Raw genomic sequence first — 14,952 nt, 5'->3', positions numbered from 1 at the left:
ACCCCACCCCGACCCCGGGATCTTGGCGCGCGGACGCCCTCGGGCCGTTTCGCACCAGGGTCTCGGGGAAGGCGCGGGAGGAGAGGGAGGTGGAGAGCATGAGTGCGCAGTCGAATCCGTCGGCCTGGCAACCCGGAGTGACAGGTGGGGGAACCCTCCCACCGGGGCCGGGCGGCCGGGTGGCGGCACCGGGTGCTGACGGCCACGGGCCGCCCACCGGGCCACCAACCGTGACAATCGGGTCGTACCCGGACTATCCATCCGCCCAGCGGGTGGTGGACCACCTGGCCGACAACCGGTTCCCGGTGGAACGTACCGCGATCGTCGGCACCGACCTGACCCTGGTGGAGACCGTGCTGGGCCGGATGAGCACCGGCCGCGCGACCCTCATCGGCGCCGGTACGGGTGCCTGGTTCGGCCTGTTCATCGGGCTGCTGTTCGGCATCTTCACGGTCGGGAACTGGCTGGCGGTGGTCCTGGCCGGCCTGGTCATCGGTGCGATCTGGGGTGCCGTGTTCGGGGCCGTGGCGCACGCGATGACCGGCGGGCGACGGGACTTCACCTCGGCCAGTTCGCTACGCGCCAGCCAGTACGCGGTGACCGTCGAGGCGGGCTTCGCCGACCAGGCCCGCCAGTTGCTGGGCCGAATTCATCCGGGCGCGCGTACGCCCCAGGCGGCGGGCTAGCGCGCGGTCGCGCCGGCCGGGTGGCACAGAACGCCCGGCCGGCGCACTTTTTTAAAACCTTCACCACTGCGCTACACAGGCACATCTGCCAGACGACCGGCCCTATTGTTAAAATTTGAATGATGAGCTATCGTGGGGACATGACCGAGAGCCTGGACCACCACCGCCTGAGCGCGTGGCGGGCCTACATCGAGGCCAGCCAGCGGCTGTTCACCCGGCTTGAGGACGACCTGCGCGACGCCAGCGGGCTGAGCTTCGCCGACTACCACGTGCTCGTCCTGCTCGCCGAGGTGCCGGGGCATCGGCTGCGGATGGGCGAGCTGGCCGGCCGCCTGGTCTTCTCCCCCAGCCGGCTGACCTACCAGATCTCGTCCATGCAGCGGCGTGGTCTGGTGGCCCGGCAGCCCTGTCCGGAGGACGGGCGGGGCAGCGAGGCGGTGCTCACCGCCGCCGGGCTGCTGGCCCTGCGCGAGGCCGCCCCGCACCACCTGCACTCGGTGCGTACGCACCTGATGGACGATCTCGACGACGCCGAGGTCGCCTGCCTGAACAGGATCTTCACCCGACTCGGCCGGCGCTTGCAGGGGGCCGAGAAAGTGTCCACCGCCCCCCGCGACAACTGAAGGAGCCCATGATGCCCGCCATCACCGTCGACAACGTCCTCGTCCTGCCCCGGCTGCCCCGGCTCGACGAGTCCACCACCACCATCCGGCCGGTCCGCCGGCTGACCACCGCACCCAGCGGGTTCGAGGGCGAGGGTTTCCCGGTGCGCCGGGCCTTCGCCGGAGTGCCGATGAGCGAACTCGACCCGTTCATCCACCTCGACCAGATGGGCGAGGTGGAGTACGCGCCCGGCGAGCCGAAGGGCACCAGCTGGCATCCGCACCGGGGCTTCGAGACCGTCACCTACATCATCGACGGGATCTTCGAGCACCAGGACACCCACGGCGGTGGCGGCACCATCACCAACGGCGACACCCAGTGGATGACGGCGGGCAGTGGCCTGCTGCACATCGAGGCGCCGCCGGAGCACCTGGTGGTCAGTGGCGGCCTGTTCCACGGCACTCAACTCTGGGTCAACCTGCCCAAGGTGGCCAAGATGAGCCCGCCGAAATACCAGGACATCCGGGGCAACCAGGCCGCGCTGCTCACCACGCCGGACGGCGGCGCGTTGATCCGGGTGATCGCCGGTGAGATCGCCGGACACCAGGGACCGGGCTCGACCCACACCCCGATCACCGTCGCGCACGTGACGGTTGAGCCCGGTGCGCAGGTGGACCTCCCCTGGCGGCCGGATTTCAACGCCCTGGTCTACGTGCTGGGCGGTCGCGGCACGGTCGGTGCGAACGGGCGCGGCGTACGCACCGGTCAGCTCGCCGTGCACGGTCCGGGCGACGCCCTGCGGTTGCGGGCCAACGCCCGGCAGGACAGCCGGACTCCGGCCCTGGACCTCTACATCATGGGCGGCCAGCCGATCCGGGAGCCGGTGGCGCACTACGGCCCGTTCGTGATGAACACCCGGGACGAGCTGATCCAGGCGTTCGAGGACTACCAGGCCGGCCGGCTCGGGGTGGTCCCGGCGCAGCGGCTGCCGCACACCGACGGCCAGGGCGAACGCCCCTGACCTGGTCCGCCGCGCGAGCCTGCGGTGGGGGCTCGCGCGGCGGGCGTCAGGAGACGGCGAAGATGCCGGCCACGCCGAGCAGCACCATCACCAGTACGGCCAAGAGCGCCCCCCGCTCGCTCTCCACCGCGTGCTCACGGTGCTCGGTGACGGAGTTCGTCGGCTTGCCGGACATGGTGTGGCCTCCTCGTACGTCGGGTACCGGTGCAGACGGCACGGATCTCGACGCCGTCACCGGCGTCGGAAGCGATCCACGAGTTCGTGCCGTTCGTGTGTCGTCAACCTGGGGAGGGCAGCAACGTTGGCGCTGCGGGACTGGTTCCTCACCGCACCGGAACGTGGCAACCCGGACTCTGAGTTACCCGTCTGGTCGAGTGGAAACCTCGTCGAGCCGCTGATTCACGGTGGCCGGGTGGGGCCACGACCACCCGGCCGGCTGCGACCGCACCGCGCCGGACGACTGCCCTGGTGGACGCGGGCGTGGGCGCTACCGGCCTACCGGCTGGTCTACGATCCCGACGGCCGGCCGCTGCGGGCCCGGCGCGCCGGCAGTTGGTGACGGCTCCAGCTCGCCCAGCAGGCTCAACCCACCCGGGTAGGCGAACGACGAGCGGGGAGCGTAATAGCCCCAGGCGATGGTGAGCGGGTTCTCCGGTCGTAGCGCGTAGATCGGATGCGCGGGCTCCAGGAACTCCACCGACTCGATCTCGAACGGGTTCACCGGTTCGGCGACGACCGGGTAGATGCTGCTGACCAGTTGACCGTGCAGCGCGGTGAGGTACCTGTGGTGCCCGTTGCGCACGTCGTGTCCGGTCTCGCCGATCCGCACCTGGGTGCGGATCACCGGCACCCCGTCGATGACGGTCTCGGTGGCCACCCGGTCGCGGCGCACGGTGATCGTGGTGTGACCGGGCAGCGCGGGGGCGCCGCGGGCGAGGGCGTAGTCGCGGACCCGATCGCTCGACGTCACGTAGTGCGTCCACCAACCGCCGGGCGTCACCCCGTCGGGAGCGTCCGCGCCGGCCAGTGTCACCCCGAGGTAGGCGAGCGAGTACGAGCCCAAGCCGCTGGTCTGGCTCTCGTCGTCGACCACGTACTGGTTCATGAAGACCTGCCGGTCCGGGTGGGGGCGCAGCCCGGCCGGGACCAGCGCCGCCACCGCCTCCGGATCCGCCGGCAGCCAGCTGACATGGAGCGTACGGCTGTTCACGACGAGTTGAGGAACGGCAGGGTCGAGCACAGCGCCTCCGACGAGAGATCCTCCGCGACGCTACGGCGGGTCCGATGATCGGACAACGACGGAAAGCCGACAGTCCGGCGACCGACCCTTACTCCCCGGGGTGGACGAACCACTCCCCGTACGAATCGGCCGGTCGAAACCAACCCTGAGTCTTGTTTCGCCGTCCCGGATCTAGCTCCCGCGCCCGATTTAATGGTTTTTGTGGAGGAAAATAACTTAAGTACATCGTCCGTTCGGCTAGATTTCCGGGAGACGATCAGGCTATGGTGACTCCCGAACGGCTATCACCAGCTACACCAAAGCGTCACGTCTTTATCCGCGGACGAGGTGCAGGGAGGACCACCATGACCGCGCAAACGATCAGCGAGCCGGCAACCGCCGCGCCGACCGCGGTACCGAAGCTCGACCCCCGGGCGCTCACCGACAGCGCCACCGAGTTGCTGAACGCGATGGCCGCGCTGCCGGCCGGGCACCCGTCCCGGGCCGCGCTGCGCGACCGGGCCATCGAGGCCTGGCTGCCGCTGGCCAACCACCTGGCCCACCGTTACAGCGGCCGCGGTGAGCCCACCGACGATCTCGCCCAGACCGCAGCCGTCGGCCTCATCAAGGCCATCGACAAGTTCGACCCCACCCGTGGGGTGGACTTCGCCGGCTACGCGATCCCCACCATCATCGGCGAGCTGAAGCGGCACTTCCGCGACCGCACCTGGGACATCCGCGTCCCCCGCCGGTTGCAGGAACTGCGGCTGGCCATCTCCGACGCCAACAGCTCGCTGCTACAGACCCTGGGCCGCTCGCCGACGGTGGCCGACATCGCCGCACACCTCAAGCTCACCGAGGAAGAAGTGCTGGAGGGCCTGGAAGGCGCCCGCGCGTACAACGCGGTGTCGCTGTCCACCCCGACCGGTGACGGCGACCGGGCCACCGAGCTCGGCGACATGCTCGGCGGCGAGGACAGCGAGTTCGAGCTGGCCGAGCTGCGGGTGGCGCTGGGCCCGGCGCTGGCCACGCTGGACGAGCGCGAGCAGAAGATCCTGACGCTGCGCTTCTACGGCAACCTCACGCAGTCGCAGATCGCCGACCAGATCGGCGTCTCGCAGATGCACGTGTCCCGGCTGCTGGCCCGGGCGCTGACGAAGCTGCGGGGGCAGCTCGACGGAACGTACTAGAGGGGGTGGTGACGGTGGCCGGGTCTCGTCGGACCCGGCCACCGTCGTGTCTCAGGCCGGATCCCGCCACATCGGCCAGAAGGGCGTGCCGTCGGGCAACCGGAACGGCTCCGACACCCGGTAACCATGCCGCGCGTACAGATCCCGGCTGATCTCGCTGCTCGCCTCCAGATAGGCAGGCATGCCGTTGGCGTCCAGCCAGGCGTGGTGGTGGCGCAGCAGGCCGCTGCCGACGCCCCGACCCTGACGGTCCGGCCGAACGGCCAGCAACGCCAGGTGATGGTGGTCGGCGTGCGGATGGTGGGCGGCGAACAACTCGTCGAGATGCGCGAAGCGCGGCGTCCACTCCCCGCAGACGGCGGCCAGCCGCGTGTCGTAGTCCTCCGGCGGCGGCAGCGGGTCACCCACCGACGGGAGCCAGACCGCCACACCGTCGCGGTCCGCGGTGCCGAACACCAGCCCGTGCCGCATCGCGTGCTCGACCAGGATCTCGAACTGCGCGGCCAGCACCGATTCCCGCTGGGCCTCGTCCGGGACCAGCCAGCGAGGCTGGTCCAGCACCATGAACGCCTCGGCGATCCGCTCGGCCACCCAGCGGGCATCCGGCAGGTCGAGCCGGTGGATGTCCGACTGCGTCATCGCCGCACCTCAGTGCTGACCGGCGCCGGCTCGGTGCTCGGCGCGGCCGGCAGCACGGCTGCGGCGCTCTCCGCGCCCAGGCCGATGCGGGCGTACGTGTCGGGGCGGGAACGGAGCAGCACCAGCCCCCACAGCACACCGAGCAGCGCCGCCACCGGGTAGACCGCCGGGAAGATCCAGCGCAGCGGCGAATCCGGCTCGACGCCGAGCAGGTTGGCGAAGTTCTGCACGGCGAGCACGATGATCACGATCAGCGCGATCGCCGCGATCCCCGGGGCGAACAGCCGACGCCACAGCGTCTCCGGCTCGCCGCTGCGGGCGAAGTACGTGATGATCGCCACCGCGGTCGTCGCGATCAGCAGGAGTACGCCGAACCCGCCACTGGTGCCCAGCCAGAAGAACAGTTGCAGGACCGGGTCCCAGCCGTTCACCGCGTACAGCAGGATCACCAGCAGCCCGAGCGCGCTCTGCGCCAGCGAGGCGGCCCGGGGCGCGCCGGTCGCCGGCGAGGTGCGCCCGAACACCGCAGGCAGCACCCGCTCCCGGCCGAGCGCGAAGGCGTACCGCGCGGTGGTGTTGTGGAACGAGATCATGGCCGCCAGCACCGAGGTGAGGAAGAGCGCCTGCCCGATGGTGAGCACGGTGTCGCCGAGCTGCGCCCCGGCCAGGTTGAAGATCAGATCGACGCTCTGGGTGCCAGCCTCCTCGGCGATGCGGTCCGGGCCGACGGCCACTGTCATGCTCCACGAGGAGAGCGCGTAGATGACCGCGATGATCGCCACGGAGAGGTACGTCGCCATCGGCACGGTGCGCTTCGGGTCCTTGCTCTCCTCGCTGAACACCACCGACGCCTCGAAGCCGACGAAGCCGAGGATCGCCAGCACCAGCACCGCGCCGAGCCCCGGCACGAAGAAGTTGTCGGGTGAGAAGGCCGCGAAGCTGACGCTGCCGCCGGCCGGGTTGCTCAGCTGGCCGATGTCGAAGACCACGATGATGGCGATCTCGGCGCAGAGCAGCGCGGCCAGCACCATCCCGTTGATGTCCACCCGGAGCAGGCCGAGCACCGCCACCAACGCCCACGCCACCAGCGCCACGATCCACCACAGTGGCTCGATCCCGAACAGCCGGTCCAGCACCGGCGTGGCCGCCGCGCCGATGGTGCCGTAGAGGCCGACCTGGAGCGCGTTGTACGCGATGAGCGCGACCCACGCGGTGCCCACCCCGGCGGGACGCCCCAGGCCCCGGGAGACGTACGCGTAGAAGGCGCCGGCGTTGGCCATGCGCCGCGCCATCGCCACGTAGCCGACGGCGAACAGGGCCAGCACCGCGGCCACCGCCAGGAACGCCAACGGGATGCCGAGCACCCCGATGACCCCGTAGCCGGTGGTGACGACCCCGGCGACCACTGTCAGCGGTGCCGCCGCGGAGAGAACGAAGAAGACCACCGACGGCACACCGAGGCGGCCGCGGGCGAGGGCGTCGGAGACGTTGCTCGGTCTATTGGTTGTCGCTGTCGAGGACATGACTGCTCCGGTTCGAAGGGGGTGAGGGGATACCGGGTCAGGGAGCGCCGCGCAGCACGGCCGCGCCCACGGCGGCTTCGGTGTGTGCCACGAGTTCCTTCAAGGGGGCCGGCAACGCCGGGACGATCAGGTTGAGCCGGTGGTGGGCGCGAGGGCCCGCGCTCCACAGCACCTCGCGGGTCAACCCGGCGGCGGCGACCAGACCGAGCAACAACGCGTCCGGCACGCCTGGCGGCTCCGCCCGCTCCAGCACCGCGCGCAGGCGGGTGGCGGGCCAGGCGGCCACGTTGAGGTCGATCGGCAGGTACGTGACTGTGGTCCGCAGCAGCCGCCGGCTCTCCTGCCGACGCAGGACGCCGGCCCGGGCCAGCCGCTCCCCGACCGAGGCCACCGAGGTCTGGGCGAGGAAGCTGAGCCAGGTGCGTACCGCCTGGTGCTGGGCCTCGCCGATCAGTTGGTCCAGCACGGTGTGCGCCAGCGCGTCGGCCGGCGGGCGCCTGTCGATGACGGTGACCTGCGCCGAGGCGACGGTGATGTGTCCATAGAGGATGAGCTCGCCGAGCAGTCCGGCGGCCAACCCGAGACCTGTCGCGGCCGGGTGCAGCTTCGCCTTGCCCCGGGTGTCGTTGTGCGCGATCAGGAAGAACTCGTCGGCGATGAGCAAACGTCCTCCCCGTCCGACCGTCCATTGATCGCTGACCCGGGAAAGGATGCACCCGGCGCAACTGCAATGCAACTCCCGTTTTCGGCGGTTGCACTCCGTGCTGATGCGACCTGCGCATATTCCCGTGACAGACTCGGAGGGTGACCGCGAGCCCCACCGTCCGCCGCCGCCGTATCGCCCGGGAACTCCGTCAGTTGCGCGAACGCGCCGGGATGACCCTCGATATCGCCGCCCGGCAGTTGGACATGTCGAAGAGCAACCTGTCCCGGATCGAGAACGCCCAGATCGGCATCAAGCCGCGCGACGTCCGCGCCGCGCTGGCGCTGTACCAGGTCACCGGCAGCGACGCCGAGGCGCTCATCGAGATCGCCCGTGGCGCGCAACAACGCGGCTGGTGGCAGCACTACAGCGATGTGCTGCCGGAGTGGTTCGAGTTCTACGTCGGGCTGGAGGCCGAGGCGGCCACCCTGCGCACCTACGAGGCCGAGGCGGTGCCGGGCCTGTTGCAGACCGAGGCGTACGCCCGGGAGATCTACCGGCTGACCGCGGGCGAGGACGATCTGGACCGCAAGGTGGCCGCCCGGATGCGCCGGCAGGACGTGCTGCGGGGTGAGCAGCCGGTCGAGTTGTCGGTGGTGCTGAACGAGGCAGTGTTGTTACGACGTGTCACCGATCGGGCCGTCATGGTCGGCCAACTGTCGCATTTGGAGACCGTGGCTCAGCTACCGAACGTCACCATCCAGGTACTCCCGTTCGACGCCGGCGGGCACCCGGCGATGAATTCACCGTACGTCCTCCTCACCTTCGCCGACGCCGCCGACGCCGCCGTGGTTTACCTGGAAAATCTCAGCACAGGACTGGCACTGGAGGAGGCCGCGCAGGTGCGCTCGTATAGCCTTGTGCACGAGAGGCTCTGCCATCTGGCGCTCGATCCGACGGCATCTCTGGTCCGCCTGAAAGAAGCTTCTCGCCACTTTACGTGATCGCCGCAACGCGATCACTTTCGGTTACGACGAAGGGGATCGCGATGACCGCGCTCGACCTCTCCCGGGCGAAGTGGCGCACCAGTTCGCGCAGTGTGGGCAACGGCAACTGCGTCGAGGTCACCACCGTCGCGGGCGGGGTCGCGGTCCGGGACAGCAAGGACCGCCACGGTCCGGTCCTGGCCTTCTCCCCGTCTGCCTGGAGCACCTTCGTCGCCCGCCTCCCCGCCGGCGAGGGCGTAGCCACGGCAGGCTGACCGCCGGCGCGACGGGGGTGTCGCGGGCGTGGTGGGAGACTGGGCTGTGCTTTCCGACGTGGCCCTCGACCTGCCCGTCCGGCCGGTGTTGCCGGGCCTGGTGGCGGCGCTGCGTGCCGCCGGGAGCGCCGTTCTCGTCGCACCGCCGGGCACCGGCAAGACCACGCTCGCGCCGCTCGCCGTGGCCGGCGCGGTCGACGGGCGGGTGCTGGTCGCCCAGCCGCGCCGGGTGGCCGCCCGCGCGGCGGCCCGGCGGATGGCGTCGTTGCTCGGTGAGCGGGTCGGCGACCGGGTCGGGTACGCGGTGCGCGGTGAGCGCCGCAGCGGTCCGGGTACCCGGGTCGAGGTGGTCACCACCGGGTTGCTGGTGCGCCGGCTGCACCACGATCCCGAACTGGCAGGCGTCGGCGCGGTGCTGCTCGACGAGGTCCACGAGCGACAACTCGACGCCGACCTCGCGCTCGCCTTCACCGTGGAGTCCCGGTCCGCGCTGCGACCCGACCTCTGGCTGGTGGCGATGTCCGCGACCCCGCAGGCCGACCGCTTCGCCGCGCTGCTCGGCGGCGCCACACCCGCGCCGATCCTGCGTGCCTCGGCGGCCCTGCACCCGGTGACCCGGGTCTGGACGCCGCCGCCCCGACCGGTGCCGCCACCCGGGGCGGGCCCGGTGGACCGGGTCCTGCTCGACCACGTCGCCGCCACGGTCCGGCGGGCGCTGCGCGAGCGTGCCGGCGATCTGATGGTCTTCCTGCCCGGAGTCGGCGAGATCGCCGCCGTCGCCGGCCGGCTGGCCGACCTGCGCGACAACGTCGACGTGCTGCGGCTGCACGGCCGTCAGGACGGCGGTGAGCAGGATGCCGCCCTGCGGCCGGGGCCGCGCCGTCGGGTGGTGCTGGCCACGGCGGTGGCGGAGAGCAGCCTGACCGTGCCGGGGGTACGCACGGTGGTGGACGCCGGCCTGTCCCGGGTGGCCCGACTGGACCTCGCCCGGGGACTGGGCGCGCTGGTCACCGTGCCGGCGTCCCGGGCCGCCGCCACCCAGCGGGCCGGCCGGGCCGGCCGGGAGGCACCCGGCCACGTCTACCGCTGCTGGGCCGAGGCCAGCCACGAACGGCTGCCCGCCCAGCCGGAGCCGGAGATCGCCACCGCCGACCTCACCGGGTTCGCCCTGGAACTGGCCGCCTGGGGTGCGCCAGACGGCACCGGGCTCGCCCTGCCCGACCCGCCCCCACCGGCGGCGATGGCGGTGGCCCGGCAGACCTTACGCACCCTCGACGCCCTCGACCCGGACGGCCGGATCACCAGCCGGGGCAGGACGATCGTCGCCACCGGAGCGCATCCCCGGCTGGCCCGTGCCCTGCTCGACGGGGCGCAGCGGGTGGGGGCGGACCGGGCCGCCGAGGTGGTGGCGCTGCTCGCGGAGGAGTCCGTCGCCCGGCCCGGCGACGACGTCGCCGCCGTCTGGCGCCGGCTGCGCGCCGGCACCGACCCCGCCGCGACCGCCCGCTGGCGGACCGAGGTACGCCGGCTGCGCAGCGCCCTACCCACCCGTGGCGACGGATCTGCGGCGCTGCCCGACGATCTCGCCGCGGGGCTGCTGGTCGGGTTGGCGTACCCGGAGCGGCTGGCCCGGGTGCGGCGATCGGGCGGCACGGCGTACCTGATGAGCGGTGGGACCGCCGCGGAGTTGGCGCCGGGGTCGGCGCTGGCCGGTGCCGACTGGCTCGCCGTGGCCGTGGCGGACCGCTCCCCCGGCGCGCCGACCGCCCGGATCCGGCTCGCCGCCGCGCTCGACGAGGGCACCGCCCGCGAGGCCGGCGCGCCGTTGTCGCGTACCGATCGGGAGGTCGCCTGGTCCGGGACCGACGTGGTGGCCCGGGAGGTGGTCCGGCTGGGCGCGATCGAGCTGGTCGAACGTCCACTGTCCCGGCCCGACCCGGAGCAGGTCGCCGCAGCCCTGCTGACCGGCCTGCGCAGCGTCGGGCTCGACCTGCTGACCTGGACCCCGGCGACGCGGGCGCTGCGGGAACGGCTGGCGTTCTGCCGGCAGGTGCTCGGCGACGCCTGGCCGGACGTCTCCGACCAGGCGCTGTTGGCCGGCGCGGCCGACTGGCTCGGCCCGGAGCTGGCCGCCGCGCGTCGCCGCGCGGACCTGGCCCGCATCGACGTGGCAGGCGCGTTGCGCCGGTTGGTGCCGTGGCCGCTGGCGGGACGGCTGGACGAGCTGGCCCCGGAACGGATCACCGTGCCCAGCGGCTCCCGGATCCGGGTGGACTACACCGATCCCGGCGCGCCGGTGCTCGCGGTCCGGCTCCAGGAGACGTTCGGCTGGGCGGACGCGCCGCAGGTGGCCGGCGGACGGGTGCCGGTGCTGCTGCACCTGCTCTCCCCGGCGGGGCGGCCGGTGGCGGTCACCGCCGACCTGGCGTCGTTCTGGCGCACCGGTTACCGCCAGGTCCGGGCCGAGCTGCGGGGCCGGTACCCCCGCCATCCGTGGCCGGACGACCCCACCACGGCGCCGCCGACCCGGGCGGGTGGGCGGCGGCGCTGACCTGGCCGAGCCGCCCGGCTCAGTCCTCGTCGACCACGTCGGCGACGACGACCGTGACGTTGTCCGGGCCACCGGCGCGGAGCGCCAGGTCGATCAGCTGCTGCGCGCAGGCGCCGCGGTCCGGGTGACCGGCCAGCACCTCGGCCAGGGTGTCCGCGCGGACGACGTTGGACAACCCGTCGCTGCACAGCAGCCAGCGGTCGCCGGCCCGGGGCACCATCGTCGCGTACGCCGGGGAGATCTCGTCGCCCTGCAACGCCTGGGTGACCACGGCGCGGCGGGGATGGCTGCTGGCCTGGTCGGGGGTAATCAGGCCCTGGTCGACGAGCATCTGCACGAAGGTGTCGTCCCGGGTGATCTGTTTGAGCACGCCGTCGCGGAACAGGTACGCCCGCGAGTCGCCCACGTGGACCAGCGCCAGGCAGCTACCGGTACGCGCGAACAACAGCGCGGTGAGCGTGGTGCCCATCCCCTGCCGTTGCGGGTCCTGGGCCACCGCCTGACGGATCCGGGTGGTGGCGAGCTGGATGCCGCTCTGGAGGGCGGCGACCAGGGCGTCCTCGGGTGTCTCCGAGTCCAGCGGGGCGATCGCCTCGATGGCGATGGAGCTGGCCAGGTCGCCTGCGGCCATGCCGCCCATGCCGTCGGCGACGGCGACCAACCAGGTGCCGGCGTGTACCGCGTCCTGATTGCCGCTGCGGATCAGCCCACGGTCGCTCGTCCCGGCGGAACGCAGCTTCAGGGTCATGGCACGCAGCCTGCCAGGCGAAGGGCGCGGTTGTCTCTAGGAGATCAGGAGGACCGGGCGTGGCGCGGCGAATCTCACTGCCCTCGACACCCGGATCGCATCGGACCGGATCGATTGACAGGGTCCGCGCGTCCTGGAAACATGCCCGATACCTGGGAGCGCTCCCAGGTCAATCCGCCACCTCGTACGCTCCCGTCCCGCTCGTCGGAAGGAATACCGTGACGCCATCCCGACGTCGTCTCGCGGTGCTCGCCGCGGTGACCACCATGGCGCTTGTCGGCCCGAGTGCCGGCACCGCTTACGCCGATCCCCCGGCCGACGCTCCCGAACAGATCACCAACGGCGATTTCAGCGACGGCGTGTCGCCGTGGTTCTCCTTCGGCACCGGACCGCTCGGGGTGACCGACGGCCAGCTCTGCACCACCGTCTCCGGCGGGCTGGCCAACCCCTGGGACGCCGGCATCGGCCAGGACGCCGTCCCGCTCGTCGGCGGCGCCGAGTACACCCTCGGCTTCGACGTCACCGCGACCCCCGGCAGCTCGGTCACCGCAGTGCTGCAACTCGGCAACGCGCCGTACACCGGCTACTACAGCGTGGTGGCCGCCGCCACGCCCAGCCAGCAGCGGATCGAGCGGACCTTCGTGGCGCCCGAGGACGACCCGCGCGCACAGCTCATCTTCCAGGTCGGCGGCAGCGCCGAGGAGCAGACCATCTGCCTGGACAACGTCTCCCTGCGCGGCGGCAACCCGCCCGAGCCGTACGAGCCGGACACCGGCCCACGGGTGCGCGTCAACCAGGTCGGCTACCTGCCCAGCGGGCCGAAGAACGCGACAGTGGTCACCGAGGCGACCACGGCGCTGCCCTGGCAGCTGCGCTCGGCGTCCGGCGGCGTGCTGGCCAGCGGCACCACCACCCCGCGCGGCGTCGACCCGGCCTCGGCGCAGAACGTGCACTCGGTCGACTTCTCGTCGTACCGCACCGCCGGGCGGGGGCTCACGCTCGCCGTGGACGGAGAGGTCAGCCACCCGTTCGACATCTCCGGCACGCTCTACGACCAGCTCCGCTCGGACGCGTTGCAGTTCTTCTACATCCAGCGCAGCGGCATCGCCATCGACGGTGACCTGGTCGGCGAGGAGTACGCCCGCCCGGCCGGACACCTGGGCGTCGCCCCGAACCAGGGCGACACCGACGTGCCCTGCCAGGCGGGCGTCTGCGACTACCGGCTCGACGTACGCGGCGGCTGGTACGACGCAGGCGACCACGGCAAGTACGTGGTCAACGGCGGCATCGCCACCTACCAGCTGCTGAGCACCTTCGAGCGGACCAAGAACGCCGCCACCGCCGGCTTCGGCACCGCCCTCGGCGACGGCTCGCTGCGGGTGCCCGAACGCGACAACGGGGTGCCGGACGTCCTCGACGAGGCCCGCTGGGAGCTGGAGTTCCTGCTGCGTATGCAGGTGCCGGCCGGCAAGCCGCTGGCCGGGATGGCCCACCACAAGATCCACGACCGGAACTGGACCGGCCTGCCGTTGCAGCCCGAGGACGACCCGGAGCCGCGCGAGCTGCACCCGCCGTCCACCGCCGCCACCCTGAACCTGGCCGCCGTCGCCGCCCAGTGCGCCCGGCTGTTCGCCCCGTACGACAAGGCGTTCGCGCAGCGCTGCGGCACCGCGGCGAAGACGGCGTACGCGGCGGCCAAGGCCAACCCGACCCGGTACGCCGACCCGGCGGACGGCAACGGCGGTGGCGCGTACAGCGACAGCGATGTCACCGACGAGTTCTACTGGGCCGCCGCCGAGCTGTACCTGACCACCGGCGAACGCGCCTACCTGACCGACCTGACCGCGTCGCCGCACCACACCGGTGACGTGTTCGAGCCCCGGGGCTTCGGTTGGGCGAGCGTTGCCGCGCTGGGTCGCCTCGACCTGGCCACCGTGCCGAACGGGCTGCCCGCCGCCGAGCTGACCCGGGTCCGGGCGTCGGTCACCACCGCCGCCGACCGCTACCTCGCCGAGATCGCCCGGCAGGCGTACGGGTTGCCGATGTCCGGAGATGCCGGCAGCTACTTCTGGGGCGGCAACAGCAACGTGATCAACAATGCCGTGGTGCTGGCCACCGCCTTCGACCTGACCGGTCAGGCGAAGTACCGGGACGGCGCGGTGCAGGCGATGGACTACATCCTCGGCCGCAACGCGCTGAACATCTCCTACGTCACCGGCTACGGCGAGCACGCGGCGGAGAACCAGCACAGCCGGATCTTCGGCCACCAACTCGACCCGAGCATGCCCAAGCCGCCCGCGGGTTCGCTGGCCGGCGGACCCAACGCCGACCTCCAGGACCCCTTCGTCGAGCAGTTGCTCGCCGGCTGCGCCCCGATGTTCTGCTACGTCGACGACATCGCCTCGTACTCGACGAACGAGGTGGCGATCAACTGGAACTCGGCGCTGGCCTGGATCGCCTCGTTCCTCGCCGACCAGGGCGACTCGCGGGCGGTCCCGGCGCCCACCTGCGCGGTGACCTACACCAACTACGGCTCCTGGCAGGGCGGCACCGGCTTCACCGCCCAGCTGACCATCCGCAACACCGGCACCACCGCGGTGAACGGCTGGACGGCCCGCTTCGCGTTCACCGGTGACGCGAAGGTGCGTGAAGCGTGGATGGCGAAGGTGACGCAGTCCGGTGCCACGGTGACCGCGAAGAACGAGTCGTACAACTCCCGGATCGCTCCCGGCGGGACGCAGATGTTCGGCTTCAACGCCACCACCGGCGCCCTCGCCAACCCGTCCCCGTACCTGATCACGGTAAACGGCGCCCCCTGCGCCGTCTCCTGATCGCCGGGTGGGGCGCCGTCGGCGACCGGCCCCCACC

The 14,952-nt window shown here is 71.9% G+C and carries 14 protein-coding genes and 1 pseudogene; 9 read left to right on the top strand and 6 right to left on the bottom strand.

Annotated elements, in window-relative coordinates; translation table 11 throughout:
• Nucleotides 1-98 precede the first annotated feature (98 nt).
• The 3 genes from C1I93_RS20280 (at nt 99) to C1I93_RS20270 (ending at nt 2,310) form a co-directional block, all read left to right on the top strand.
• Complete coding sequence (locus C1I93_RS20280) at nt 99-686, top strand: YflT domain-containing protein (protein WP_111244883.1); 588 nt, start codon at nt 99-101, stop codon at nt 684-686.
• Nucleotides 687-826: 140 nt separating this feature from the next.
• Nucleotides 827-1,309 (top strand): MarR family winged helix-turn-helix transcriptional regulator, encoded by a 483-nt coding sequence (locus tag C1I93_RS20275; protein WP_111244882.1) that lies wholly within the window; start codon nt 827-829, stop codon nt 1,307-1,309.
• An 11-nt stretch (nt 1,310-1,320) separates the two neighbouring features.
• A complete protein-coding gene (locus C1I93_RS20270; protein ID WP_111244884.1) occupies nt 1,321-2,310 on the top strand; it encodes a pirin family protein in 990 nt (329 codons plus the stop codon).
• A gap of 46 nt (nt 2,311-2,356) precedes the next feature.
• Here C1I93_RS20270 and C1I93_RS32615 read toward each other — a convergent pair whose 3' ends face one another.
• Nucleotides 2,357-2,485, bottom strand: a complete 129-nt coding sequence (locus tag C1I93_RS32615) for a hypothetical protein (RefSeq protein WP_258378311.1) — start codon at nt 2,483-2,485, stop codon at nt 2,357-2,359.
• 228 nt (nt 2,486-2,713) lie between these two features.
• Between C1I93_RS32615 and C1I93_RS32970 the strand changes: the two are divergent.
• Nucleotides 2,714-2,869: pseudogene (locus C1I93_RS32970) on the top strand (phospholipase); the annotation flags it as partial.
• Here the strand turns inward: C1I93_RS32970 and C1I93_RS20260 are convergent.
• Nucleotides 2,798-3,520, bottom strand: coding sequence for an acetoacetate decarboxylase family protein (locus C1I93_RS20260; RefSeq protein ID WP_181445246.1), 723 nt, complete (start codon nt 3,518-3,520; stop codon nt 2,798-2,800). The pseudogene C1I93_RS32970 and the gene C1I93_RS20260 sit on opposite strands and share 72 nt — an antisense overlap.
• A 374-nt stretch (nt 3,521-3,894) precedes the next feature.
• On the opposite strand from C1I93_RS20260, the gene C1I93_RS20255 reads away from it, so the two are divergent.
• Nucleotides 3,895-4,719 carry a SigB/SigF/SigG family RNA polymerase sigma factor gene (locus C1I93_RS20255; RefSeq protein WP_111244881.1) on the top strand — a complete coding sequence of 275 codons (825 nt, stop codon included), beginning with the start codon at nt 3,895-3,897 and terminating at the stop codon, nt 4,717-4,719.
• A 51-nt stretch (nt 4,720-4,770) separates the two neighbouring features.
• Here the strand turns inward: C1I93_RS20255 and C1I93_RS20250 are convergent, their stop codons facing one another.
• From C1I93_RS20250 to C1I93_RS20240, 3 genes are read right to left on the bottom strand one after another with little or no spacing between them, the layout of a single operon-like run.
• Complete coding sequence (locus tag C1I93_RS20250; protein WP_111244880.1) at nt 4,771-5,358, bottom strand: GNAT family N-acetyltransferase; 588 nt, start codon at nt 5,356-5,358, stop codon at nt 4,771-4,773.
• Entirely contained in the window at nt 5,355-6,881 is a 1,527-nt protein-coding gene (locus C1I93_RS20245; RefSeq protein ID WP_111244879.1) for an APC family permease, read from the bottom strand. Before C1I93_RS20245 ends, C1I93_RS20250 begins: the two co-directional genes overlap by 4 nt.
• A gap of 37 nt (nt 6,882-6,918) precedes the next feature.
• On the bottom strand, nt 6,919-7,545 hold the full coding sequence (locus C1I93_RS20240) for a GOLPH3/VPS74 family protein (RefSeq protein ID WP_111244878.1): 627 nt from the start codon (nt 7,543-7,545) through the stop codon (nt 6,919-6,921).
• A gap of 140 nt (nt 7,546-7,685) precedes the next feature.
• Here C1I93_RS20240 and C1I93_RS20235 point away from each other — a divergent pair, with 140 nt between their 5' ends.
• Genes C1I93_RS20235 through hrpB form a run of 3 tightly spaced genes read left to right on the top strand, consistent with a single transcriptional unit; the run spans nt 7,686 to nt 11,336 of the window.
• Nucleotides 7,686-8,528: a helix-turn-helix domain-containing protein gene (locus C1I93_RS20235; RefSeq protein WP_111244877.1), complete on the top strand. Its 843-nt coding sequence runs from the start codon at nt 7,686-7,688 to the stop codon at nt 8,526-8,528.
• Between the two features lie 44 nt (nt 8,529-8,572).
• Nucleotides 8,573-8,785: a DUF397 domain-containing protein gene (locus C1I93_RS20230; RefSeq protein ID WP_111244876.1), complete on the top strand. Its 213-nt coding sequence runs from the start codon at nt 8,573-8,575 to the stop codon at nt 8,783-8,785.
• Between the two features lie 46 nt (nt 8,786-8,831).
• Nucleotides 8,832-11,336, top strand: coding sequence for an ATP-dependent helicase HrpB (hrpB, locus tag C1I93_RS20225; protein ID WP_111244875.1), 2,505 nt, complete (start codon nt 8,832-8,834; stop codon nt 11,334-11,336).
• 19 nt (nt 11,337-11,355) lie between these two features.
• Here the strand turns inward: hrpB and C1I93_RS20220 are convergent, their stop codons facing one another.
• Nucleotides 11,356-12,084: a PP2C family protein-serine/threonine phosphatase gene (locus C1I93_RS20220; RefSeq protein WP_111244874.1), complete on the bottom strand. Its 729-nt coding sequence runs from the start codon at nt 12,082-12,084 to the stop codon at nt 11,356-11,358.
• Nucleotides 12,085-12,302: 218 nt separating this feature from the next.
• Between C1I93_RS20220 and C1I93_RS20215 the strand changes: the two genes are divergently transcribed.
• The gene (locus C1I93_RS20215) at nt 12,303-14,915 is read left to right on the top strand and encodes a glycoside hydrolase family 9 protein (protein WP_111244873.1); all 2,613 of its coding nucleotides are present in this window, start codon (nt 12,303-12,305) and stop codon (nt 14,913-14,915) included.
• Nucleotides 14,916-14,952: the final 37 nt, after the last annotated feature.

This window comes from Micromonospora endophytica, assembly GCF_003236305.1.
Lineage (GTDB): Bacteria > Actinomycetota > Actinomycetes > Mycobacteriales > Micromonosporaceae > Micromonospora > Micromonospora endophytica.
This window is presented reverse-complemented; position numbering and strand designations above follow the sequence as displayed.

What these genes read in the sequence shown, in the direction of transcription:
- C1I93_RS20275 (WP_111244882.1), top strand. Translation starts at nt 827, where the DNA reads ATGACCGAGAGCCTGGACCACCACCGCCTGAGCGCGTGGCGGGCCTAC.
- C1I93_RS20220 (WP_111244874.1), bottom strand. Translation starts at nt 12,084, where the DNA reads ATGACCCTGAAGCTGCGTTCCGCCGGGACGAGCGACCGTGGGCTGATC.
- C1I93_RS20270 (WP_111244884.1), top strand. Translation starts at nt 1,321, where the DNA reads ATGCCCGCCATCACCGTCGACAACGTCCTCGTCCTGCCCCGGCTGCCC.
- C1I93_RS32615 (WP_258378311.1), bottom strand. Translation starts at nt 2,485, where the DNA reads ATGTCCGGCAAGCCGACGAACTCCGTCACCGAGCACCGTGAGCACGCG.
- C1I93_RS20280 (WP_111244883.1), top strand. Translation starts at nt 99, where the DNA reads ATGAGTGCGCAGTCGAATCCGTCGGCCTGGCAACCCGGAGTGACAGGT.
- C1I93_RS20250 (WP_111244880.1), bottom strand. Translation starts at nt 5,358, where the DNA reads ATGACGCAGTCGGACATCCACCGGCTCGACCTGCCGGATGCCCGCTGG.
- C1I93_RS20255 (WP_111244881.1), top strand. Translation starts at nt 3,895, where the DNA reads ATGACCGCGCAAACGATCAGCGAGCCGGCAACCGCCGCGCCGACCGCG.
- C1I93_RS20230 (WP_111244876.1), top strand. Translation starts at nt 8,573, where the DNA reads ATGACCGCGCTCGACCTCTCCCGGGCGAAGTGGCGCACCAGTTCGCGC.
- C1I93_RS20245 (WP_111244879.1), bottom strand. Translation starts at nt 6,881, where the DNA reads ATGTCCTCGACAGCGACAACCAATAGACCGAGCAACGTCTCCGACGCC.